General features: G+C 54.8%; 22 protein-coding genes and 1 tRNA gene. 17 read left to right on the plus strand and 6 right to left on the minus strand.

All coding sequences use genetic code 11. The annotated features are described in order from the left end of the window. Positions 1-118 precede the first annotated feature (118 nt). From speA to IPN69_13365, 6 genes are all read left to right on the plus strand, one after another. Entirely contained in the window at positions 119-2,041 is a 1,923-nt protein-coding gene (gene speA / locus IPN69_13340) for a biosynthetic arginine decarboxylase (GenBank protein MBK8811701.1), read from the plus strand. Positions 2,042-2,096: 55 nt separating this feature from the next. Continuing rightward, positions 2,097-3,158, plus strand: coding sequence for a deoxyhypusine synthase family protein (locus IPN69_13345; protein MBK8811702.1), 1,062 nt, complete (start codon positions 2,097-2,099; stop codon positions 3,156-3,158). A gap of 110 nt (positions 3,159-3,268) precedes the next feature. Further along, positions 3,269-4,177 carry an agmatinase gene (speB, locus tag IPN69_13350; protein ID MBK8811703.1) on the plus strand — a complete coding sequence of 303 codons (909 nt, stop codon included), beginning with the start codon at positions 3,269-3,271 and terminating at the stop codon, positions 4,175-4,177. Positions 4,178-4,268: 91 nt separating this feature from the next. Continuing rightward, positions 4,269-5,759: a DegQ family serine endoprotease gene (locus IPN69_13355; GenBank protein MBK8811704.1), complete on the plus strand. Its 1,491-nt coding sequence runs from the start codon at positions 4,269-4,271 to the stop codon at positions 5,757-5,759. Positions 5,760-5,861: 102 nt separating this feature from the next. Further along, entirely contained in the window at positions 5,862-6,356 is a 495-nt protein-coding gene (locus tag IPN69_13360) for a hypothetical protein (GenBank protein MBK8811705.1), read from the plus strand. Beyond that, positions 6,353-7,423 carry a hypothetical protein gene (locus tag IPN69_13365; GenBank protein ID MBK8811706.1) on the plus strand — a complete coding sequence of 357 codons (1,071 nt, stop codon included), beginning with the start codon at positions 6,353-6,355 and terminating at the stop codon, positions 7,421-7,423. Before IPN69_13360 ends, IPN69_13365 begins: the two co-directional genes overlap by 4 nt. Positions 7,424-7,460: 37 nt before the next feature. Here the strand turns inward: IPN69_13365 and IPN69_13370 are convergent. Further along, positions 7,461-7,534: transfer RNA gene (locus tag IPN69_13370), tRNA-Pro, on the minus strand. Between the two features lie 46 nt (positions 7,535-7,580). Next, the gene (locus IPN69_13375; GenBank protein MBK8811707.1) at positions 7,581-8,117 is read right to left on the minus strand and encodes a MerR family transcriptional regulator; all 537 of its coding nucleotides are present in this window, start codon (positions 8,115-8,117) and stop codon (positions 7,581-7,583) included. Positions 8,118-8,201: 84 nt separating this feature from the next. On the opposite strand from IPN69_13375, the gene thiL reads away from it, so the two are divergent. Together thiL and IPN69_13385 are read left to right on the plus strand one after the other, a co-directional pair. Beyond that, positions 8,202-9,125 (plus strand): thiamine-phosphate kinase, encoded by a 924-nt coding sequence (thiL, locus tag IPN69_13380; protein MBK8811708.1) that lies wholly within the window; start codon positions 8,202-8,204, stop codon positions 9,123-9,125. A 230-nt stretch (positions 9,126-9,355) separates the two neighbouring features. Continuing rightward, complete coding sequence (locus tag IPN69_13385) at positions 9,356-9,838, plus strand: hypothetical protein (protein MBK8811709.1); 483 nt, start codon at positions 9,356-9,358, stop codon at positions 9,836-9,838. A 197-nt stretch (positions 9,839-10,035) separates the two neighbouring features. Here the strand turns inward: IPN69_13385 and IPN69_13390 are convergent, their stop codons facing one another. Continuing rightward, positions 10,036-10,842: a hypothetical protein gene (locus IPN69_13390; protein MBK8811710.1), complete on the minus strand. Its 807-nt coding sequence runs from the start codon at positions 10,840-10,842 to the stop codon at positions 10,036-10,038. A gap of 340 nt (positions 10,843-11,182) precedes the next feature. Here IPN69_13390 and IPN69_13395 point away from each other — a divergent pair, with 340 nt between their 5' ends. Together IPN69_13395 and IPN69_13400 are read left to right on the plus strand one after the other, a co-directional pair. Continuing rightward, positions 11,183-11,740 carry an HNH endonuclease gene (locus IPN69_13395; protein ID MBK8811711.1) on the plus strand — a complete coding sequence of 186 codons (558 nt, stop codon included), beginning with the start codon at positions 11,183-11,185 and terminating at the stop codon, positions 11,738-11,740. 117 nt (positions 11,741-11,857) lie between these two features. Continuing rightward, the gene (locus tag IPN69_13400) at positions 11,858-12,601 is read left to right on the plus strand and encodes a class I SAM-dependent methyltransferase (GenBank protein ID MBK8811712.1); all 744 of its coding nucleotides are present in this window, start codon (positions 11,858-11,860) and stop codon (positions 12,599-12,601) included. Positions 12,602-12,614: 13 nt separating this feature from the next. On the opposite strand, the gene IPN69_13405 is transcribed toward IPN69_13400, so the two are convergent. Together IPN69_13405 and IPN69_13410 are read right to left on the minus strand one after the other, a co-directional pair. After that, positions 12,615-15,104: an EAL domain-containing protein gene (locus tag IPN69_13405; GenBank protein ID MBK8811713.1), complete on the minus strand. Its 2,490-nt coding sequence runs from the start codon at positions 15,102-15,104 to the stop codon at positions 12,615-12,617. A gap of 189 nt (positions 15,105-15,293) precedes the next feature. Beyond that, positions 15,294-17,468 carry a S8 family peptidase gene (locus tag IPN69_13410; protein ID MBK8811714.1) on the minus strand — a complete coding sequence of 725 codons (2,175 nt, stop codon included), beginning with the start codon at positions 17,466-17,468 and terminating at the stop codon, positions 15,294-15,296. A 374-nt stretch (positions 17,469-17,842) separates the two neighbouring features. Between IPN69_13410 and IPN69_13415 the strand changes: the two genes are divergently transcribed. The 7 genes from IPN69_13415 (at position 17,843) to IPN69_13445 (ending at position 22,256) form a co-directional block, all read left to right on the plus strand. Then, positions 17,843-18,280: a hypothetical protein gene (locus IPN69_13415; GenBank protein ID MBK8811715.1), complete on the plus strand. Its 438-nt coding sequence runs from the start codon at positions 17,843-17,845 to the stop codon at positions 18,278-18,280. 13 nt (positions 18,281-18,293) lie between these two features. Then, positions 18,294-18,689, plus strand: a complete 396-nt coding sequence (locus IPN69_13420; protein ID MBK8811716.1) for a VOC family protein — start codon at positions 18,294-18,296, stop codon at positions 18,687-18,689. A gap of 4 nt (positions 18,690-18,693) precedes the next feature. Continuing rightward, a complete protein-coding gene (argC, locus tag IPN69_13425; protein MBK8811717.1) occupies positions 18,694-19,764 on the plus strand; it encodes an N-acetyl-gamma-glutamyl-phosphate reductase in 1,071 nt (356 codons plus the stop codon). 3 nt (positions 19,765-19,767) lie between these two features. Further along, positions 19,768-19,989 carry a hypothetical protein gene (locus IPN69_13430; protein MBK8811718.1) on the plus strand — a complete coding sequence of 74 codons (222 nt, stop codon included), beginning with the start codon at positions 19,768-19,770 and terminating at the stop codon, positions 19,987-19,989. A gap of 31 nt (positions 19,990-20,020) precedes the next feature. Then, positions 20,021-20,443 carry a hypothetical protein gene (locus IPN69_13435; GenBank protein ID MBK8811719.1) on the plus strand — a complete coding sequence of 141 codons (423 nt, stop codon included), beginning with the start codon at positions 20,021-20,023 and terminating at the stop codon, positions 20,441-20,443. 3 nt (positions 20,444-20,446) lie between these two features. After that, positions 20,447-21,610 carry an aminotransferase class III-fold pyridoxal phosphate-dependent enzyme gene (locus IPN69_13440; GenBank protein ID MBK8811720.1) on the plus strand — a complete coding sequence of 388 codons (1,164 nt, stop codon included), beginning with the start codon at positions 20,447-20,449 and terminating at the stop codon, positions 21,608-21,610. Between the two features lie 73 nt (positions 21,611-21,683). Next, entirely contained in the window at positions 21,684-22,256 is a 573-nt protein-coding gene (locus IPN69_13445) for a hypothetical protein (protein MBK8811721.1), read from the plus strand. 164 nt (positions 22,257-22,420) lie between these two features. On the opposite strand, the gene IPN69_13450 is transcribed toward IPN69_13445, so the two are convergent. Beyond that, entirely contained in the window at positions 22,421-23,017 is a 597-nt protein-coding gene (locus IPN69_13450; GenBank protein ID MBK8811722.1) for a hypothetical protein, read from the minus strand. Positions 23,018-23,245 lie beyond the last annotated feature (228 nt).

The following is a 23,245-nucleotide window of genomic DNA, read 5'->3' on the forward strand; positions in this document are numbered from 1 at the left end:
TTCATTGGAAAATAGTTGTTGTTATGGATTTTGTTTTTTGATAGATTTTTTATAAGTTATTAGTTTTTATATATTTTCCTCGGCACCTGTCGGGCAACGATCTTATGGAGAAATCTAATTGAGCGCAATCATCGATCAGACAGTCGAAACATATGGCATTGACAATTGGGGCGCGGGCTACTTCGGCGTCAACAAGAAAGGCAATTTAACCGTTCGGCCGTCGGACAACGACAATCGGGCCGCCGATCTGCGCGAAATCGTCGAAGATCTCAAAAAACGCGGAATCAACCCTCCGATACTCCTGAGGTTCCCGCAATTGCTTGTCGGCCAGATCAGAAAACTCCAAACCGCTTTCCGCAAATCGATCAAGGAATTCGATTATAACGGCCGCCATCTCTGCGTTTTTCCGATGAAGGTCAATCAGAATCGCGCGGTCGTCGAAGAGTACCTGCGCGAAGCTTCGCGTTACGATTTCGGACTCGAAGCCGGTTCCAAAGCGGAACTCTATGCCGCGCTTTCGATGGAACAGTCCGCCGACAGCCTGCTGGTCCTTAACGGTTTCAAGGACAAGGATTTCGTGCAGCTCGCGTTCACCGGCGCGCAGGCCGGCAAAAACGTCGTTATCGTCATCGAGAAGATGAGCGAGCTGGACCATACGCTCCGGTTTACGAAAGAAATCCTCGCCGAAAATCCGAAGGCTATGCTCCCGATGATCGGCGTCCGCGTGAAGCTCTATTCAAAGGGATCCGGAAAATGGGAAAAATCGGGTGGCGAGGCGGCGAAGTTCGGACTTACGACGACCGAGATCCTCGAGGTCATCCGGCGGCTCCACGACGCGGGTCGAACGGAAATGCTTAAACTGCTTCACTTCCACATCGGCTCGCAATTGACTGACATCAAGCGGATCAAGAACGCGATGAAAGAGGCAGCCCGCACATACGCCAAGATCCGGCAGATGAACATTCCGATCCAGTATCTCGATGTCGGCGGCGGGATGGCGGTCGATTACGACGGTTCGCGGACGTCTTTCGAGTCTTCGGCGAACTACAACGCGCGCGAGTTTGCGAACGACGTGATCTATGTCATCAAAACTGTTTGCGATGACGAGAATGTCCCGCATCCCGACATCATCCAGGAATCGGGCCGCTATCTTTCCGCGTATCACGCCGTCTTGATAACCAACGTAATGGATGAGATCGAGACTGTCGTCGAGGACATCACGCCGATGAAGATGGAACCGGACGACCCGCAGGTGGTCAAGGAACTCTACGATTTGCGGGAGACGGTCAACGGCAAAAACTACCGCGAGTACTATCACGATGCGCTTGAACACCGGGAGGAGCTTTTCCAGATGTTCAACCTCGGTTTGATTTCTTTGGTAGACCGTGGTAAAGGCGAAGTTCTCTTCTGGGATGTGTGCGAACGTGCGGACGGTTACGCCCAGCAAAAGAAGTACGTTTCGGAGGAGTTCGATGAGCTACGCAAACTGCTTTCGACAAAGTACTTAGCTAACTTTTCGGTGTTCAGATCGATGCCCGATAACTGGGCCCTCGAGCAGCTTTTTCCGATCGTTCCGATACACCGGCTCAACAAGAAGCCGAACGAATTTGCGACGTTGTGCGATATCACCTGCGACTCTGACGGGATAGTTGAAAAATTCGTCGATTTGCACGATGTCAAACCTGTTTTAGAATTACACAAGCTCGACAACGACGAACCGTATTATCTGGCGATGCTTCTGGTCGGCGCATACCAGGAGGTGATGGGAAACAACCACAACCTCTTCGGCGTCCCGCACGAAGCACATATACATATCGGCGATGACGGACACATCGTCAAGAAGGTGATCTACGGCGCGACGGTCGGGGACACGCTTGAAACCGTTCGTTTCGACAGGACGCAAATGCACGATCAGTTTCGGCGGATCATCCAGCGGCGGATAAAAGACGGTGAGCTGACCGAAAAGATCGGACATCGCTTGATCGAGTATTACGAAGAACAGATCGACGGGTACACGTATTTGACCCCGAACGGTTCATAGACCGAAAGATTCAGGATATTTAAGAACATTATTTCAGCCGTTTATTGGAGAACTTATGGTAGCGCAAAAAAAATCAAAATCTTCGAAGTTTCTGACGGTCCCGACGCGGCCGATCCCAGTCGACCGCGACCGTTCCGTCGCCGGCCTTCTCGAGAAGATGGAAGGAGCAGGCTTCGGCGCGAAACAACTGGCCGAAGCGCACCGCATCTGGCTCGATATGCTTGACGACAATTCGACGATCTATCTCTGCGGTTCGGGCAATCTGATCCCCGCAGGCATGCGGCGATTGCTCGCGTACGTCATCAAGAACCGTTTCGTCGATGTGCTGGTGATGTCGGGCACGGTCCTTTTTCACGACATCCACGAGACGCTCGGACGAAATCATTTTCAGGGTCACGCGTCGATGTCGGATGAAGAACTCGAGGCGTCGGACGTTCTCCGGGTCGGCGACACGCTCGCGAATTCCGAGGAGTATCACGAGGCGGACGAGTGGATCGGCAGCGTCATCAACCAGCTCGAACTTGCGCGTCCGTACGCGGTCCGCGAGTTTCTGCACCTTCTTGGCCGCGAACTGGCGGAGATCGCGCACGAAGACGGACTTTTGACGGCGGCGTTCAAGTCGCGCGTTCCGGTCTTCTGCCCCGACATCTTGTCGAGCGAGTTCACGGTCGGAATCGCCCGCGCCCGCTTCGAGAAGAAGATCCAGTTTTCGTTCGACACCGCACAGGATTCGCTCGAGATCATGCAGATCGCCAATCGGACGCGGAATTCGGGAATCATCACGCTCGGCTCGACGCTCAGCCAAAAGATGGTCGATGTCACCGAGGTTTCGTCGTACATCACCCGCACGAACCCGCGCGGGCACAAGTACGCGGTGAACATTACGACCGACTCGGTTCCGCTTGAGATCCGCACGCCGAGCTACGGCGGTTCGCATACTCAGGTATTCGGACGGCTGCTGCGCGGAGCGACGACCGCCTTCGTGCCGGCCGATCCTTCGATCGCGCTTCCGATGCTGATCACCGCGCTGTCGCAGACCGCGGCGAAGTATATGAAGGGGCGCAAGCGTCCGAGTTTCACTTTCAGCGGCAGAGATCTCGGAGTGGATATTCCCTAACGATTGGGGATTAGTGATTTGGGATTTGGGATTGCGGACCGGGACAAGACTAACGGGTTCCTCGTTTTTGCGGACAATCCGAAATCGCCAATCCCAATTCCGAAATTGCTATGAGTGAATCAGCTGATCTACCGATGAATTTCGGCGGGATTGCGGAAGACGACTGCTCGAGCTTCGAAAAAGCGCGTGTGGTCGTTTTTCCGGTTTCGTACGAAGGAACCGTTTCCTACGGGACCGGAACCGGCGAGGGCGCGATGGCGATCGTCGATGCGTCCCGCAATATGGAGTTGTACGAAGAAGAGACCGATGCCGAGGTCTATCGGATCGGGATCCATACGACCGAAGTGTTCAAACCGCGCGAAACGCCGGAAGAAATGATGCGCGATCTTCATTCGGCGGCCGCCGGACTGCTTGAGACGGGCAAGTTCCTCTGTATGCTCGGCGCCGAACATTCGGTCAGCGCGCCGGTGATACGCGCCCACGCCGAGAAGTTTCACGATCTAAGCGTGCTCCAGATCGATGCCCACGCCGACCTCCGCGACGAATACGACGGCACTCCGCACTCGCACGCTTCGATTATGGCCCGCGTCGTGAGGGATATGAGGATTCCGTCAGTGCAGGTCGGGATCCGATCGCTGTCGGGCGAAGAAGCCCGGGCGATCGCCGACGGGCTTCCGACAAAGATCTACTGGGCGCGCGACGTCGCCGGTCGAACCGATTGGATCGACGAAGCGATCGGACACCTCACCGAAAACGTATATCTGACGATCGACATCGACGGTCTCGATCCGAGCCTCGTTCCGACGACCGGAACTCCGGAACCCGGCGGACTCGGCTGGTACGAAACGCTGACTTTGATCCGCAAGCTCGCAGAAAGCCGGCGCATTGTCGGGATGGATCTCGTCGAGTTTTCGAAAACCGAAAACTCCGACGCGCCGGCGTTTCTTTGCGCAAAGCTCGTTTACAAGACTCTGGCATACATCTTTCGCGACGAAACTCCCAAAATAGTCGGCGGCTGAGAAGAAATCAAGAACCTCGCCGGCTGAGATTCCGTACTAGATTTGTTAATTTTTCGTAATTCCGTTGATATTTTTCGGAGACAAGAAACAAATGAAATTCAGAAGCGTTTTTCTTTTAATTTTGGTAGGCGCGCTCATCGCCACGACGGCGTGCCGGACGAATCTGTTCAGCGGCAACCCCGCCGATTCGAACACCGCGAAGCAGGACGTTCCCCCGCCGCCGGTAGTGGTTGACGGGATGCGGACGTCGTATGCGGACGTCGTCGAAAAGACGTCGCCGGCCGTTGTCCGGATCGCGACCGAGCGCAAGGCTCAGACGCAAATGCGGCAAAGCCCGTGGGACGATTTTTTCCGCGATATGATGCCGCAGCAACGCCAGCAGCAACCGCAGCAGCCGCAGCAAAAAGAGCGCGGCGCCGGGTCGGGCGTGGTCGTCAAATCCGACGGCACGATCCTGACCAACCATCACGTCATCGAAGGTGCGGACAAGATCCTCGTGCAGATGGTCGATAACAAGACGTACGAAGCGAAGGTCGTGGGTTCCGATCCGCCGAGCGACCTCGCGGTTCTGAAGATCGAAGCCGAGAATTTGCCGTTTCTGACGCTGGGTGATTCAGACCGCGTCAGGGTTGGCGACATCGTCCTCGCGATCGGCAATCCGCTCGGAATCGGCCAGACCGTGACCGGCGGGATAATTTCGGCCAAAGGGCGTCAAACCGGTTTGAGCGACGGCTCTTCGTTTCAGGACTTTCTGCAGACCGATGCGCCGATCAACCGCGGAAACTCAGGCGGCGCGCTTGTCAGTTTGAGCGGCGAACTGATCGGGATCAATTCGCAGATCCTTTCCGGAGGTCAATCGGGCGGAAACATCGGCATCGGATTCGCGATCCCGTCGAATATGGCGAAGAACGTTCTCGAGCAGATTCTGAAGGACGGCAAGGTTCGCCGCGGACAGCTCGGGATCAACATTCAGAACCTGACGGACGATGTGGCCAAAAGCCTCGATCTGAACGATACCAAGGGCGTTCTCGTGACCAACGTGCGTGCCGGGTCGGCAGCCGAGAAAGCAGGCATCAAACGCGGCGATATCATCACCGCCATTAACGGTGAGAAGGTCGAAGACGGCAATTCGTTGCGAAACAAGGTGGCCGGAACAACTCCCGGTGCGGACACCAAGGTGACGCTGCTCCGTGACGGAAAGGAACAGGAGGTCACGGCAAAGCTCGATGAATTCGCGAACGATGATTCGAACTTCGACAAGCCGGACAAACCGGGCGAAACCGACAAATCGAAACCGAGCGGCAAACTCGGGCTCGACTTGAAGCCGCTCACCCCGGAAGATGCCAAGCAGCTTCAATTGCCGGCGGACGTCAAGGGCTTGGTCGTTGTCAGCGTCGATCCGAATGGCGCGGCCGCCGACGAGGGAATGGCTCGCGGCGATGTCGTTATGGAAGTCAATCGCCAACCGGTCGAGACGCTTGACCAGATGCAGACGGCGCTTGAGAAATCCGGCGACCGGCCGATACTTCTACTTGTCGCGCGCCGCAACCAGGTCAGTTATCTGACCGTTAAGCCGAAGTAGAAAACCGGCACAACCCGATGCGAATCAAGGCTCCGGATCGAATTCGGAGCCTTGATTTTTTGAGGCTGTCCATTCAACGGAAATTATGGTAAAACGTCACGTATGCTGAACAAGATCTTTCTCGGACTATTTGCGATCGCTGCCGTCTTCAGCGGTTTCTTCGAATTCTACGGTCTCAGTTGGCTGAGGAGCATCGGCGATCCGCGCGCGGCTTACGAAGGATTCCAATACTTTTATGGACTTGGTTTTCACTTCCATTGGGCGGCAACCGCAATCCTATTGGTCATCGCGAATGTAATTCTCTGGTCAAGCCGGCGTTCGTGGGCGATGTGGCTGACATTCGCTTATTTTGCCGTCTTCCTGATCGTTCACTATTTCTGGGTCGGCGCGGCAGGATTCGAGTTTCGGAGATCGATCGCGGCGGACGCGGGACAGTATTACTTCTCAGTTCTTTTCGGGGTCGTCTTCGTAATCCTTGGCGCCGCCATCGTTTATCTCGATCAGTATCTTGTGCTTCGCCTCAATGACCGTATGTACCCCCGTGATGAGCCTGCGGTTGAGGTTTCCGGCGAAAATGTATCCGAGGAGGAGCGGTGATCAGGTCGTTGGTGCTGATCGGCGCTCTGATCGCGGCGTCGATGGTTGCGCCCGCGCAGTCCATTCCGGAGACGGAGTTTCCGGGACGCGTGATCGCGACCATCGCGGACGGCGACTTTGTCCATCCGACGCTCTCGCCCGACGGCAAGATTGTGGCGTTTTCGCGGGTCGTAGTGACGGGCGGAATGGAATTATCGGAGATTCGCGTACGCGATCTCGGGACTTCACAGACACGCGTCTTGATGACATCCGAACGATCGCGGAGATACGCGGCCTACAGTGCCTATGTCGTCAGGTTCATATGGCAAAACAACAGGCGTTTCGTTGCAGAGGTTGCGGACGGCGACGTCGATTCGACGTTGCTGACGTTCGACGCGGTCAACGGACGACTTCTGAAAACGGTTCCGTCGGGACCGCCGGACTTTGAAAATGATTCCCTCGTATCGCCGGAGTTGAAGTCTTCGGTACCGCTGATGCGCCAACTCCGCCCCCGTATTCCTGATGAGGTCATCTTTTCGGCTTTTCAACGGGGGAACGGCGCTTTCAAAGCTTCTCGCAGAAGCGTCGTCTTTCAGCATAAATACAACGCATATCCGAACGACATCAATCTCGTCGACTTTGGCTCGAAGTCGATTCGGGTCCTGCTCTCTTTACCGGGAGATCCGCGGCCCGCACCCTCGCTCCTCGGCGGGTTCGCAAGAGGCGGCTCGATCGTGTTTGCAGTTGAGGCCGACGGATCGATCAAACTGTACGATTTTGGTGGTGCCGGAACGGTCGCCATCGCCGAACTGAAAAACGAAGATGCGACTTCGCCGGGATTTGTCTTCGACATCAAGCAACGATCGCCGGAAAGGGTCGTGTTCACGCTGAGACCGGCATCAACCCTTTCGAAAACTGCGGCCGCCGTCTGGATCGCCGATGCCCGAGGGATACGTAGAATCAAATTCGCCGAGCAATTGCTTGATCTTGATATTCGCGGAAGCCGATTGGCGATCTCGTACTGGAGCGGAAAGGCGCGACATATTTCGATACGCGATCTTCTGCCGGACCGAAAGCCTTCAAAATGAAAAGACCCTCGATGAATCGAAGGTCTTCGGAAAGGTATCGGGATGGCGAGATTCGAACTCACGACCTTTCGCACCCCAAGCGAACGCGCTACCAGGCTGCGCTACATCCCGTTCAGGCGAACTTCAAGATTAGGAAACCCGGCCCGGTTTGTCAAACTCAGTATTTCCGCAAGAACGAGTTGGGCTCGCTTGGCTGCTTGCGTTTCAAAAGCTCGCGAAGTTCAAGCAGTTGTGACGCGAGATCGGTCAGCGCCTGTCGCCGTTCGGAACCGATCGGCACCGGTTCCGTAACCCCCAAACGCGGCTGTACGATCTCGGGCTCGGTCTCAGGAACTTCGAGGTCGGCGAATTCCTCGTCCGCTTGAACCGGAAGCATCGGCTGTATCACAGGTTCGCGGACGGGCTCACTCGGGACGATCTTCAAACGGCTCGATTCCCGCAGTTCCTGTTGCAGTTTCTTTCGCGCTCCGGCGATCGTGTATTCGTCGACATAAAGAAGCTCCTTGATCCGGAGCGCGATCTCGACATCGCGGCGTCGGTAACTTCTTTGGCCAGATCTGTTCTTCTGCGGCGACAGTTGGGGAAACTCCGTCTCCCAATAACGCAGCACGTGTGCCTGAACATCGACGATGTCGCAAACCTCACCGATCTTGAAAAATATTTTTTCCGGTATCGCCATTGCAGCTTGTCCCATTCAGACCTCGACTATGTTAAAGTTCTTACTAAAATTCGTCGCCGTTATTGTATGAATATAATGGCTTTGTGTCAATAAGTTTCTATGCTCTCGGAATTTGGGTTCATCGAAAAGCTAAAGAATCACCGTAACTTTTCACGGATCGGCGACGATTGCGCGGTGTTGCCCAAAGACGCGGAAAGCGATCTGGTCGTGACGGCCGATATGCTGGTCGAAAATGTCGACTTCAAGCTCGAATGGGCAACGCCCGAGGACATCGGACACAAAGCCCTTGCCGTTTCCCTATCGGACATCGCCGCGATGGGCGCAACGCCGGTGTGGTCGCTGATCTCGATCGCCGTTCCCGAAAACCTCTGGAACTCCGACTTTGTTGACCGCTTCTATGACGGTTACTGCGCGCTTGCGGACCGCTTTGACGTTGAGATCGCCGGCGGCGACATTTCGCGTTCGCCGGACGGGTTCGTTGTCGATTCAACCGCCGGCGGCCAGATACCGCACGGACGAGCGCTGCTGCGGTCCGGGGCGAAGGTCGGCGACACGATCTATGTCAGCGGAACCTTGGGGGCCGCGGCGGCAGGGCTTCGGTCGCTCGTCGAAAAGAGGCCGATTGAATCGCTTCTCGCGCGTCAGTTGCGGCCGTTTCCGCGCATCGAACTCGGACGCCGTCTTTTCGAATCCGGAATGGTCACGGCGATGATCGACATCAGCGACGGGCTATCCGGCGATCTCGGACATTTGTGCCGCGCGAGCGGGGTCGGGGCGATAATCGAAGCCGCCGTGATTCCGGCCGACCCGATGATAAAACTGGAGGGTTCCGCAGCGCTTGAACTCGCGCTCCACGGCGGCGAGGACTTTGAGCTGCTGTTCACCGCTCCGAAAGCGGCCGATCTTGTCGCGCGGATCGAAGGCATCACTGCGATCGGCCGGATCACAGACAGCGGGGTGATCGAACTTGCCTCGGAAACAGGAACCCATAAACTGACGCCCAATTCGTTCCGCCATTTCTAAAGTCACTCACGGACAAGCACCCAATCAGGAAAGCATTCCTCGCCGGCGCGCGCCGCCTTTCGAAATCAATTACCGAGTCCCTCTGCTATCCATAGAGGCGGCAAGCCGCCGCCAATTGCGCAAAAAACCGCCGAGTCTTCCGCCCGAACGGGTGGCGCGCGCGGGATCGAACGCCCGTAACATCAAAATCGCGGCAACAAACCGCTATTTTGATTTTTGGGAGTAAGAATATGGCATTTATCGATTTAGACAGTGACGATCCGGTTGGCAACGCGTCGTTCTACAATGTTAATTCAGCCGTCGGATACGGATGCAAAAACCTCGTCGAGGACGTTAAGGTCGTTCAGTTTTTTCTGAAACGCATCTACTCGATCGACGATATGAGGGAACACAAACCTTGGGGCGAGATGTCCGTGGACGGCAAGGTCGGACCGATCACGCGCGCGTGGATAATCAAGACTCAAACGCTTTCGAAGAGTGTTCTCGTCGACGGAGTCGTCGACAAAGCCGGGAACGAGAACAACGCAAGCAATTGGGAGTCTTCGATCTCGCACACCCGCTACGTGATCCGAATGATGAACAACCACCTGCGCAAACGCGACACCGCGCTTTACAAAACGCTTTCGACGAATCCGGAAGTCCCGACCGATGTCCGCGTGATCTTTCAGCAGATCCAGGCCGCCGGCCCGCCGATGAACTATGGCAGCAGCTAGGAAATTTTTCAAATTCCACAATTCGCGCGACTCGGACGGCCGCGCATTCTCTTCCATCGCGAACGGCGTCAACCGCCGGGCGCGACCCGCTGAATTCAACCGTCCCGGAACGGAGCGATACAGGTAAGCTTGAAAACAAAAGTGCGGCTGTCCCTGTCAGACAGCCGCCCCTTTTGTTTTGACTTCCCTTTCTCTTGTTACTGAATGCAGACCTTGTACGGACTCACGTAGTTGCTCGCGGGCGTAAAGGTCGCGACGCCTTCGAAGCAAGTCGAATTCGACGCGAAACCGTTGAACGTCACGCCGTCCGAACCGTCGGTGACGTTGAAGTATAACTGCTTGGGCGAAATGTTCTGATTCCAGTTTCCGAAGTAACCCGGATAGGGCAAGGTGATCGATCCGCCCTGATCGAGCGTCATCGTGAACGACGCGATCGAACTCGGATACTTTTCACATTCGAAAAACGAGGTCAGATTCGTACCGGTACAGTGTGAGACGACGACGTTTGCCGACGTTACCGGGAGATCCGGATGGGTCACCGTCGGCGCGTAGCCGAGAACGTTGTTGGCCGGATTCATCTCGTTGGTCGAAGTTGTCGCCGCGCGGGCGATCAACTCAAGCGGTTTTGTCGAAACCGGATATTCGAAATTGAACGATACGGTTCGGGTCGGATTGAGATTGTGTTTGACGTTGCCGAAGTTGCAGACCAGTTTGTTCGAAACGATCGAGCAGTTACTCGGGTAACCGGTCACCTTTCCCAGTATGTGACGATTCGGGCTAGTGTTCGTGAGCGGAAACTCGATCGTCAAGGACACGTTCTGCGCGGTTTGCGTGCCGATGTTTCGAACGCTCGCCGTGTATTGATAGGTCGAATTGACGGTGACCGTCGCCGGAGCAACCCACGGCTGAACGGAAAGGTTCGGCTGCGGCGCGGCGCTGGCGATGATTGCGGTGATCGCGAAAAGAAACGCGAAGGTCAGTGTTTTCAGGATTTGTTCTTTCAAGTTAGTTGTTCTCCTAAGATTTATTTTTAAGGCTTGCTGCCTTGTCATCGAAGAACGGCGGGTTTGAAAATTTCTTGCAACTTTTTTCTTGAAAACTGTAAAAACATTCAAAATCAATGATTTGCGAATGGATCGCAGGGCATCTGCGCGCGAAATGCGCGCAGACTTCCGGCGCGTTGTGGCGCAAAAACCCTCGATTCACAAGAATTTCATATACAAAACGAAGTCAAATTGGGTAATATAGTGCCAACTGAGTTTTAACGCACAAGATGTTGCGCTTTTTGTCGGATTCGTTTGTGATTCGGCAATCCGCAACTTACGGATACAGGAGGTGATTCCATTGATAACGGGTAGAGTTTTGCTTTTGAACTTTTCTTACGAACCGCTCGGCACGATCGGCGTTGCACGGGCGATCTGTATGTGGTTTTCGGGCAAGTTGACGGTTGAAGAAAACGACGGCAAGAATGTCCTGCATTCACCCTCGACGACCATTCCGGTTCCTTCGGTCGTGCGACTTCGCAACTATGTTCACGTCAAGCGCCGGCGACAGGAATCGACGATGAAGCGCGCGCGGATCTATATCCGCGACCGGTACCGTTGCCAGTACTGCGCCGAGCACAAACACGCCAAGGATCTGACGCTCGACCATATCCTGCCGCGTGCGCAAGGCGGAGAAAGCACGCCGCACAATCTGGTGTCGGCCTGCGTCAAATGCAACCAGCGAAAGGGCAACAGAACGCCGGAACAGGCCAGAATGCCGCTTCTGACATCGCAGAAACTGCTCCGGCTGGGGCTCGACCACGTCTTGCTCTGCCACTACGCCGAATCGCGTCCGGAATGGAAAAAGTATCTGTTTATGGATGAAGATGTTGTGATTGAACAGCGCCTCGCAGCGTAGATCGATTTTGGATTTTCGATTTTGGATCTTGGATTGCGACAAGTTGTCTTCCGGTGACTTCGGATTCCGTATCACGCGAACAATCCAAAATCGAAAATCGAAAATCCAAAATTGCCTGTGGATCTTTACGAAAACAATTGGCTTTACGACCTTGTCCATAACGACAAGGCGGGCGACGCACAGATCAGGTTCTATCAGCGGCAGATTGAACGCTTCGGCGAACCGGTGCTCGAGCTCGGCTGCGGTTCCGGAAACTACCTCGTTGCGCTTTCCAACGATCTGCAAAACATTTCGGGACTCGACAGTTCCGAAGAAATGCTCGAAGCCGCCGGACGCAAGGCCGACGCGGAAGGAGTTTCGACCGATCTGCACATCGGCGATATGCGGAACTTCGCGATCGAACAGAAGTTCAAACTCATTTTCGCTGCCGGAAACTCGCTCCAGCACGTTTTGACCGCGGAAGACCTCAAATCCTGCTTCGATTCCGTCCGCGCACACCTGTTCCCTTTCGGCCGATTTATCGTCGAGGTCTTCAATCCATCGCTGCCGTTGCTCTGCCGCCCGTCCGACATACGTCATTTCATCGGCGAGTACCGAACCGAGAACGGCTGGGTCGTCGTTACCGAAAACGTTCGCTACGACGCGGCAACGCAGATCAACCACATCGACTGGCACTACAAGAATCAGTATATGAAGGAGGAGCAGACGCTGTCGTTTCAGATGCGACAATTCTTCCCGCAGGAACTCGATGCGCTTTTTGCCCAAAACGGATTCCGTGTCGAGGCAAAGTACGGCGATTTCGATGAATCGGAGTTCTGCGGCAGGTCGCCGAAGCAGATCGTCGTCGCGCGACCGCAATGATCGGACTCAAATACTAGTGCTCGAAGGCAACGGCTGGATCGCACGCCGTATTGTCGGCGATGCCGGCAATGAAATTCGTGTTTCTCGTTTCGATAAAATCCGTCGCCGACGCGACATCCATCGGCCGTGAAAAGTAATACCCTTGACCGAGCGAGCAGCCGAACACGGACAGCGCCGCAAGCTGTTCAGCGGTTTCGATACCTTCCGCGACCGTATCAAGCTCGAGATTTTTGGCGAGAACGATAATCGTCTTGACTATCTCCTCGCTTTCGGCTTTTGTCGTCATTTGGGACACGAAGGAACGGTCGATTTTCAGCGTGTCTATCGGCAAACGATGAAGATAGCTAAGCGAAGAATAGCCCGTACCGAAGTCATCGAGACTAAGCGTCGTGCCCATCGCGCGAAGTTGCTTGAGGATCGAGATCACCACATCTGAATTGTCGACGATCACGCTTTCGGTGATCTCGAGTTTCAGCAAGTTCGCCGGAATCCGATTGCGTTCGATGGTTTCGAGCACTTCCGACATCAGGCGCGGTTGAAGCAATTGCCGGGGAGAGACGTTGACGCTCATCGTTAAATTCAGATCGCGTCCGAAACGATCGCGCCAAGCGGCCAGTTGCCGACACGCCTCGTTTAGCACGAACGCCCCGAGTTTTACGATTTGGCCGGTTTCCTCGGCGATCGGAATAAAGTCGCTCGGCGGGATATTCCCGAGACTCGGGTGGTTCCATCGCGCAAGCGCTTCGAAGCCGCTGATCTCGCCTGTCTCCAAATCCATTATCGGCTGATATGCCAGATGCATCTCATTGCGCTCAATTGCACCGCCGAGTTCTTTCTCGAGCCTGACCTCGTGTAAAGCCCGATCGCGCATCTCGTCATCGAAGATCACGTATCGCCCGCGCCCCTGTTTTTTCGCAATGTGGAGTGCCGTATCCGCGTCACGCATAATATCGTCCACAGCTTTGTGTTCGGGCGTCACGTTGACGACTCCGAAGCTGGACGAGATGGAGATCTCCTGACCGGAAACGTTGTAAACGAGGTTGATTTGTTTCTGGATTTCGTCGAGAAGGGACACAAGATCGTCGCCCTCGAATCGCCCTTCGATCAACAGATAGAACTCGTCGCTACCGAATCTGGCGACCACGGCCTCTTCCGGAACGCATTTCTTCAATCGTTGTCCGACGGCCGCGAGGAGCCGGTCACCTACGCGGTGTCCGAGGCTGTCGTTGACCAGCTTGAAACGATCGAGATCAACGAAAACAACGCTGAAACCATCGTTCGTCTCTCTCATTCGGGTCAAAGACTGCGAGAGACTGAGCATGAAATAGTTGTAATTCGACAGATCCGTCAACGAGTCGAAAAACGCGTCGTGTCGCAACTTCTCTTCCGCTTTGCGGCGCGCTGAAATGTCCTGGATCTGGCAGATCAACCGCGCGTTTTCGGAGGCATTGAGCCACGAAATGCTTGTTTGCGTCCAAATCTCGATGTTGTTTCGATTGAAATACCGCAGTTCGGCCTGAAACATCCGCTTCTTTCGCTGGACAACCTTGCCGATCTCGTTGAGGAACTGAATGAGATCTTCCGGGTGAACCAGATCAGCGAGCGAGCGATGACGGAATTCCTCTTCACTGAATCCGAAGATTCCGCATAACGCCTCATTGACCTGCAGCCAGTTGCCGTCCTGGGAAACGAGGCCGATTCCGATCGGTGCGTTGCTGAACGCCGATCGGAATCGCTCTTCGCTTTCGGTCATCTCCCGCAGATGCGTCTCGGCCTGCTCAGCCTGAACTGTGACCGCTTCGAGTTTTTCGTGATGGCTCAGGTACGTGAAATAGACGACGCCGACGATCGGGAGAACCAAAAGGAAAGCGACGAATCCGGCCGCGCTGATCAGGCTCGCGCCGACCAACGCGATGGAGCCGGTTGCAAGAAACGGTACGATCATCCAGCGGTATTGCTCTTTCCAAACTTCGTGGACCGGTCGTTCAGAGCGAATCGCCGAACTCGCGGCGATGAGGACCGTATTGACCAAATAATGCGAGAGCGCAACGACGAACGTCGTTAACAATGCTTCTTTACCCAATCCGCTGCCGGTGAGAACATCGCTCGTTCCGACCAGTGTCCGGGATGCCAAAAACGCCAGAAAGAATGAGATCGGCATCACGGCAGAATTGAAAAGCCGGAGCCGCACGTCTTTTGTATGCCTGCTAGAACTTATGAAAGCTTCGACCGCGCTCAGAAGAACTGCCGGAGCGATTCCGTACAAAAGAAAAACGAGAATAGTGAAAACATCGGAAACCGAAACGCTCAAGCGAGCGCGTTTTATTCCGATTGAAACGGTCGACCCGACAAGTATCGAAAGAAGCGCGAGCACCAGGGATTCCGAGCCGGCACGCTGAAACGGAAACGAAAGAACGGCGTAAGCGCAGACAACTACACCGACCATCGTGACCGATAGCGTGTAGGCGTCGAACAGGAAACTGTTTTTCGGTTGGTCGGACATTTGGAATGTTGCCCAAGAAACGCAAACAACGTGACGGATCGGATAATCTGATCCAGGAGCGAATGATGCCTGGAGAGCGGCATTTGTCGGCGATCGAGTTGCTTTGCCAATGAAACCGCCGTATCGAGCTGCCAATAAATGGTGGCCGATACGACGGGCCGTTGTCAATGAAATTTATTCCCTCAAGATCTATTCCCCCGCAAGAAATGCTTCGCTTCGGAGTACTCCCTGCCACCAAGTACTGTAGCCGTCGGCGAACATTACTCCGTCGGCGAGCATTACTCCGTCAGCGAGCATCACGCCGTCTGCGAGCATCACGCCGTCGGCAAGCATCACGCCGTCCGCGAGCATCACGCCGTCTGCGAGCATCACGCCGTCTGCGAGCATCACGCCATCCGCAAGCATCACGCCTTGACCGCTATTCAAACGACTGCGAATGTCATTGCCAAGCGTCAGGGCTTTCTTATCCGCAACGAAGTCGCCGGAAATGACGCCGGTCGAGATCAGCACCGTGTTTGTCGGCGCATTGACGCCGTTGATCAGGACTTTCTTTTTGACCCAGAGCATTTTGGGGTTGTAAAAGGCCTGATACTTCGATAGAAGAGAACTTCCCCCGAGAATGTGGTTGCCGCCGGCGAAGACATACTTACCCCAATAGACCGTTTGACCGTTGAGCGAGTCGTAAGAATACGGCAGCGACTTGCCCGGGGCGAGCATTGAATCACCGGTCCGGATCGTGCCGTTCGCAATTGCCGTGGAAACGTCCGTCCGCAGAACCTCTGCCAAACGAATCGCTCCGCGGATGTTGAGGAGTCCCGCGCCTTGCTGCGAGACGTTCGCTCCGGTTATCTGTTGAGCCGAATACTGGAGAATCGCCTTCACCAGTGCCGGCGTCAAACCGGGATTCTTCTCAAGCAGCAGCGCGACGGCGCCCGATACGACGGGTGCGGACACGGAGGTTCCGCTCATTCGCATCACCGGCGCTGCAACATCGGCATCGGCGATTTCCAAAGCGGCATACTTCTCGACCAGTTCATTGCCATCCGATTCCATCGAAACGATCTTGTTTCCGGGTGCAACGATGTCCGGTTTGAGCAGGTTGTCATAGACTTTTGCACCGCTCGAGTTGAGATAGAATCCGCGTGTCGGACCGCGCGAACTGAAACTGGTTACCCGATCATCGACGCGGCCATCGGTTTCAAAAGTATTCGCAGATCCGACCGTGATCACAGTCGGATCGTTTCCCGGTGATGTTATCGTTCCGTAAACCTCTTGTCCGGCCTCGTTCTTGCCGTAGTTCCCTGCCGAGACGACGACGGTTATTCCTTCGGAAACAGCCTTGCGCACTGAGCGGCAAAGCGGGTCGGTCAAATAACTCTCGCCGGACGATCCACCGAGGCTCAAATTGATCACGCGGATGTTATATTCGCTTCGATGAAGGATTGCCCAATCGATTCCTTTGATGACATCGGTCACCTGTCCGACTCCGCCGTCGTCAAGCACCTTGACCGAAACAATATTCGAGTTCGGGGCGATCCCGGTAAAATCCGACGAATCGCTTCCCCCTTTTCCGCGACCGGCGGCGACGCCCGCGACAAAAGTCCCATGTCCGTAAACGTCTCCGTTGGCCTGCCAATTTCGAAGTATAGGACTCACTCCGGCAGATGAAATTGCGCCGTAGTAGAGGTCCGCAAAGTCCTTGCCGGCATACGGGATCCGGTCACGATACTGTGAGTTTTTGAAAGCGCGGAGTGCGGTGTTGAGCTGGACAATATCGGTCTGTGCTTTGACCCGCGAAACGCCATTGGCGTCGTTGAACCCTTTGTTGCCCGCCATGATCCCGGAATCCAATACGGCAATTCCGATCCCCGATCCGTCAGGTCCGACATAATCATTCGTAAGTGCGTCAAGTACTCTGGTAGCCGCCGCACCAGTCGCCTTCTCGAGCTTGCTCTCTGTCTGCTGGGTCAAATAGTTGGGTGTCATTCGTTCAACATCGGAACGCTGAGCGATTTCAAGAAGACGGGCTACCGGAATCCACGCATCGACTCCGTTGATCGAGTAGTAGCGGGTCCAGACGGTTCCGCCGGCCGCCTTGATGGCCTGTCGGACGCCGGCAAGATCGCTTGAATAGGTTTGAACCAAAACCTGCACGAAAGGCTGAGTCGCGTTCGCCTCGTACCACGAATTCGAATCCGTTATCTGGCCCAGGACGACCTGCTGCAAAGGCTTTGAGAGCTTGGTCATCCCGGAAGAACTAGTCGTCTGGGCCCGAACCTGCAACGATCCGCCAGGAATCACGAACATACAGAACGCCGCGATCAAGGCGGCAGCTTGGAGTTTCTGAATTTTTGTCTTTCGCATATCTGTCCTCTGCTCGACGTCGTCTGGGTTGGACCGCCGGCATCCAAACAGTCGCAATCGCCGTGCCACTCCGACCAACCTAACAGAACACTGGCAATACCTCGTTTTCCGCTGAAACGGCGGCTTGAGACTGGTCAAAATGACCGAGATTACCAATCAGTTTGACCGTGCAACCCGGGTAACGGATTAGAGTTTTCGCCCGCAAAAAGCCGCGAAAAACGCGAAACGTGTTTTGCGTGGTTCGCGAGAGAGTACTTCGTGCTGCGTAATTCGGTTTCAGTAGGATTTGTTGATGCTTGCGGGCAATGTTAATCTGTGACCGTAGCGAAAACGGGTCGGGTCGAGAAGACTTGACCCTTTGCTTTTGGGGCCATATGAAATATCGGGATGAAGAAGAAATACTCTTGATGATCGCGAAGTTCGAATCGGGGACGATCCCTCGAAGCGATTGGCGTCACGCCGAGCACCTGATCGTCGCTTGCCGCTATCTTTTCGAACACGACTTCGAAGAAGCGGCGTTTCGGATGCGAAGCGGGATCCTGTCGCTGCTGGACGCCTTCGGCGTCGATCAAACCGCAGAATCGCCGTATCACGAGACGCTGACCGTCTTCTGGATGCGTGCGGTCGACGCATTCCGTCTCGAGCATCCCGAACTTTGGTTCTTCGAACTGTGCGAACGGATCACGAGCGAGTTCGACAAAGACTTTCCGCTCCGTTTCTACAGCCGCGAACGCCTGTTTTCGGCCGATGCAAAGCGTACTTTCCTCGAACCCGATCTCGTCGCTCTTAACAAAGCGCGCCGATTGGACTAAATTGGTATTGGAGATGAATCGATCGCTTGTACATATCGCGTTGGTCGTCGCGGATTATGATGAGGCGATCGCATTTTATACCGAGACACTCGGCTTCGATCTGATCGAAGACACGCCGCAGAGCGAGACAAAACGCTGGGTCTTGGTCGCGCCAAAGGGTTCGGGCGATTGCCGTTTATTGCTTGCGAAGGCGGTCGGCGAGGAGCAGACGAGCCGAATCGGGAATCAGACCGGCGGACGCGTTTTCCTGTTTTTGAGGACGGACGATTTCTGGCGGGATTATTATCTGTACCGGTCGCGCGGCGTCGAGTTCGTGCGCGAGCCGTCAAGCCACGATTACGGCACGGTCGCGGTTTTCGCTGACCTGTACGGGAATCTTTGGGATTTGGTGCAGTTTGCGGAAGAGTAATGAAATGAAACAAATCAAGATCGCGATCTTCGGCGGTTCAGGTTATGGCGGCAGCGAACTTTTGCGGATTTTGCTGGCCCATCCGAATGCGGAGATCGTTTTGGTAACCGCCAACGAACACGCCGGAAAGCCGGTCTCGGAAGTGCACAAGAATCTGCGCGGGGTCTGCGATCTGACTTTCGATTCCTCGCCCTATGATCTGCCGGCGCTCGATTGCGATGTCGCGTTTCTCGCACTGCCGCACGGCCAGGCGCTGAGAATCGTCCCGCAACTCGCGGACGGCATCAAGGTCATCGATCTCTCAGGCGATTTCCGAATCGACGACAAAACGGTGTTTGAGAAATTCTACAAGCTGGAACACACCGCCGACGAACTCCAGAATAGCTTCGTCTACGGCTTGACGGAAACCAATCGGAACGCGATCCGCGAGGCGAAATACATCGCTAATCCGGGGTGCTTCGCAACCGCGACGTTGCTCGCGCTTGCACCGCTCGTGAAGGCGGGGCTGCCGGTCGGTCGAATCATCGTCGACGCCAAGACCGGTTCGTCCGGATCCGGCGCCAAGCCGGCGGCGAACACGCACCATCCGCAGCGGATGACTTCTTTTTACGCTTACAAACCGTTTACGCACCAGCACGTTCCCGAGATCGGGCAGCATCTGCGATCGATCGGAAAGTTCGCGAACGAACTTGTTTTTATGACCCACAGTCTGCCCTTGTCGCGTGGCATTTTCGCGTCGTGCTACGCCGAAGCAGGCCAAGAGATCTCGACGGCAGAGCTCAAGGCGATCTACGCGGATTTTTATCATCCAAAATCCGAAATCCCAAATCCCAAATCCCAAGTCGAGCCCGAGAATCCGTTCATTCGAATCGTCGAAGGTTCTCCGGACATAAATTGGGTCAAAACCACGAACTTTTGCGACATTTCGGTCCACGCGCACGGGCGTCAGATCGCTGTCTTTTCGGCGATCGACAATCTCGTCAAAGGCGCCGCGGGCCAGGCGGTTCAGAATATGAATCTGATGTTTGGCTTGGATGAAACGACCGGACTCAAACTCATCGGCACGAATCCGTGATAAATGCAGGTTCTCGCTTCCGAACATTATTTTTTCGACGCCTGGCGCGAAGACAACGGCGAGTGCTTTCTGGAAGTCCTCTGCGGGACGGTTGCGATCTATACCATCAAGATCAAGCTTACGCCCGAAGAGATCGCCGCGTTCGAGCGAGACCCTTCGACCCTCAGATCGCTGGCGGATGCGGTTTCCTATTCGCCGTCCAGTTTTCTCGACCGACGGGTTTGATTTCGGGCGTCCGCAACCTAAAATAATCGCTATGGAAAATCAAAACGGAGACGAACGTTTGACCGACGAGACACGCGCCATTCTTAAGGACCTGAGCAAGGCTATGCTTCGTTTGCACAAAACTCTCCTCGACGCGGCGAAGCTCGATTTTGAAGAGATTCACGGGCGCATCACGAGCGTCAACCACTATTTCCAGCTGGTTATCGACGACGAGCATTTCGCCTGGCTCAGAAAGATCTCCGCGCTCATCGCGCTGATCGACGAAGCCGTTTCGATCCGCCGCCCGGCGACCGAGCCCGAAGCGCTCGGACTCTTTCACGAAGCGCGGATCCTGCTCAACTTTGGGGACGCGGACGAAGAATTCAACAACAAGTTCCAGACGGCGCTGACGACCAACCCGGACGCCGTGATCAACCACAACGACGCGCTCAGATTCGTCAACGGGCGCGGGTAACCAATGAACTTCGAATCGATAAAAGAAACCGAAGACCGATTTCAGGTCGAAACCTACGCCAAAATGAATATCGCCGTCGCGCGCGGCCGAGGTGCCTGGATCTGGACGAGCGAGGGCGACAAATATCTCGATCTATACGGCGGCCACGCCGTTTGCGCGACCGGCCATTCACACCCGCAGGTCGTCAAAGCGTTGCAGGAACAGGCCGAAAAGGTTTTGTTCTACTCGAATTTGGTTTATTCGGAAACACGCGCCGTCGCGGCCGAGAAACTCGTTTCCGTAGCGCCGGATTCCCTCACGAAGGCGTTTTTCTGCAACTCCGGGACCGAAGCGAACGAGAACGCGATGCGTATGGCCCGTTTTGCGACCGGGCGCGAGAAAGTCATCACATTCAGCGGCGGCTTTCACGGCCGGACCGCCGATGCGATCTCGGCGACGTTTCTCGGAAATTACCGCAACCTCGGAAAGCCGAACGTGCCGGGACACGTCGAGGCGATCTTCGGCGATATCGAATCGGTCCGCGCCGTTGCCGACAACGAGACGGCGGCGGTGATGCTCGAACCGATCCAGTCGATGGCCGGCGTGATTGAAGCGGCGCCGGATTTCTTCCGCGATTTACGCGCGGTTTGCGACGAATTCGGAATGATCCTGATCTTTGACGAGGTCCAGACCGGCGTCGGACGCACGGGAAACTGGTTTTTCGGAGGCAGCGAACTCGCCGGCGGCGTCGAACCCGACATCATCACACTCGCCAAATCGCTCGGCAGCGGCATTCCCGTCGGCGCGTGTCTCGTCAACGATCGAATCTCAAGCGCGGTCAAGACCAACGATCTCGGCACAACCTTCGGCGGCGGGATGCTCGCAATGGCGGCGGTCACGGCAACGCTTGAAGCGATCGAAAACGACCGTATGCGAGAGAACATCGTCGCGGTCGAAACCCATCTGCGCGAACGTCTCCGCGAGATCGAACAAATCATCGCCGTCCACGGCAAAGGCGGGTTGATAGGGATCGAATTTGCCGAGAATGCCAAGCCCGTTCACGCTAAGTTATTGGAACACAAGATAATTACGGGCACTTCGAGCAATCCGAACGTCTTGCGCTTGCTTTCGCCTCTGTGCGTAACGCGGGATGAGATTGATTTGTTTGTCGATGTATTTGGCCGTTGAGAAAACTCGTTGGATAGTTTGACGCATCGAACAATCGAAAGACCAATAAGTTTCCCGACGGAGGATCCAATCGATGAAGTCTGTGTTCACCTTTTCCGTTTTTGTCTTGCTCAGCGTCGGAGTGGTATTCGGTCAAACCGCCGATGCCGAGGCGGCGGTTGTCAAGATCTCAACCGATATCTCGAAGATCACGAAATCGCTTGACGAGCTGAACAAGAAACTCGGCAGTTTCGCCGAGACGTTCTCGAGCAACCAAGGACTGCGCTTGAGCGAGAAGCAACAGCGATTGCTTTTCGCCTTCGAAATGCTGAATCGCGGTGAATCCCGACTCTCAACGCTTGAGACTCTGAAGGTTCAACTCGGCGAACGCGAGTTGAGCAACAAACGAAGAATGGTTGCGATCGAAGAAGAACTCCGATCCGAAAACATCGAACGAACCCTTGCGGGAGCCCTGAATGCTGAAGAGGTGCGCGTCAAACGCCGGCGGGATCTTCAGACACAACAGACTGATCTTCTGGATCTTCTGAATGGAATCGAAAACTCGATCCGCGAGACCGAATATGAGATCACTCAGACGAAACAGTTTCTTCGCCGATTGCGTCAACAGATCTTCCCTGCGGTCATCGACGAACTGAACGATTTTTGATTACGATATTATCCGAAGCAAAACTTGATCGCCGGTGTGCTTTTCGATTCATTCCACACCCCAGGATTCGCATTCGCATATTGTTCGGACATAACTGCGCGACTATTCGTCAATTAAGCGACCGATGATTTAGTCCTTTGAATTGCCGCTGACGCCGCCGTTTGCTATGGCTTGCTTTTCAGTGGCGTAAAAGAATCCAAAACTGCAATTACGGCTCGTTCCTCTTTCTCATCGGCATATCCGCCAACGACTTGGTAACCCATATCACCGACAAGATAGATTCTGTTGATATATCTAACGCCGTTGGAAATGACGTAACGAAACTCAGTTCCGCGATACTCACCGAGTTTGATGGGTTTTTCAGAAATCAACGTGGCATTTGAGTTAAGAATTCCTTTGCGAGTCCCGTTTTCAATGTCCGCATAGACCTGAGGCGAAGGGTTACCGTCGAAATCGAACGGGGGATTGTAATAGAGCGTGTACAGAGTCTTTTCAAACAGCCACACAAACTGCTTTCCGACGTCTACACCTTTTGCTTTAGCCTTTTCCGTTGCGTAATCGATCGTCTGCTTTGGTAATGCGGGAATAGCAATCGAAAACTTGCCATTGATTGATGTGAAAATACCGTTCTCAACCGAGTCCCCGGAGGTCTGAATAACCGATGTCAAATTAGGCTGAACCGGCTGGGATTGAGACCTCACAACGATGGCAAAACTGAGTGTCAGCAATAACGTTACTGTTAGATATTTGATGTTCTTCATTTCGTCGTTCTCGGCATTTCGTATGTTACTTCACGCCTGTGTCTGATTCAATTGCCGCTGACGCGGCAAGCTCGGTGAACGCGGCTTGCGCTCGACAACAAGACCTTTCCGACGAGCGATCGGTCAGGTGAGTTGCCGGAGTCAACCAGTCGCGGAGCGACGGCATAGCGATTTCGGATTTTCGATTTTCGATTTTGGATTGGTCGTAATCAAAGATCTTCCGGTTGC

Source organism: Acidobacteriota bacterium, assembly GCA_016715115.1.
Classification (GTDB): domain Bacteria; phylum Acidobacteriota; class Blastocatellia; order Pyrinomonadales; family Pyrinomonadaceae; genus JAFDVJ01.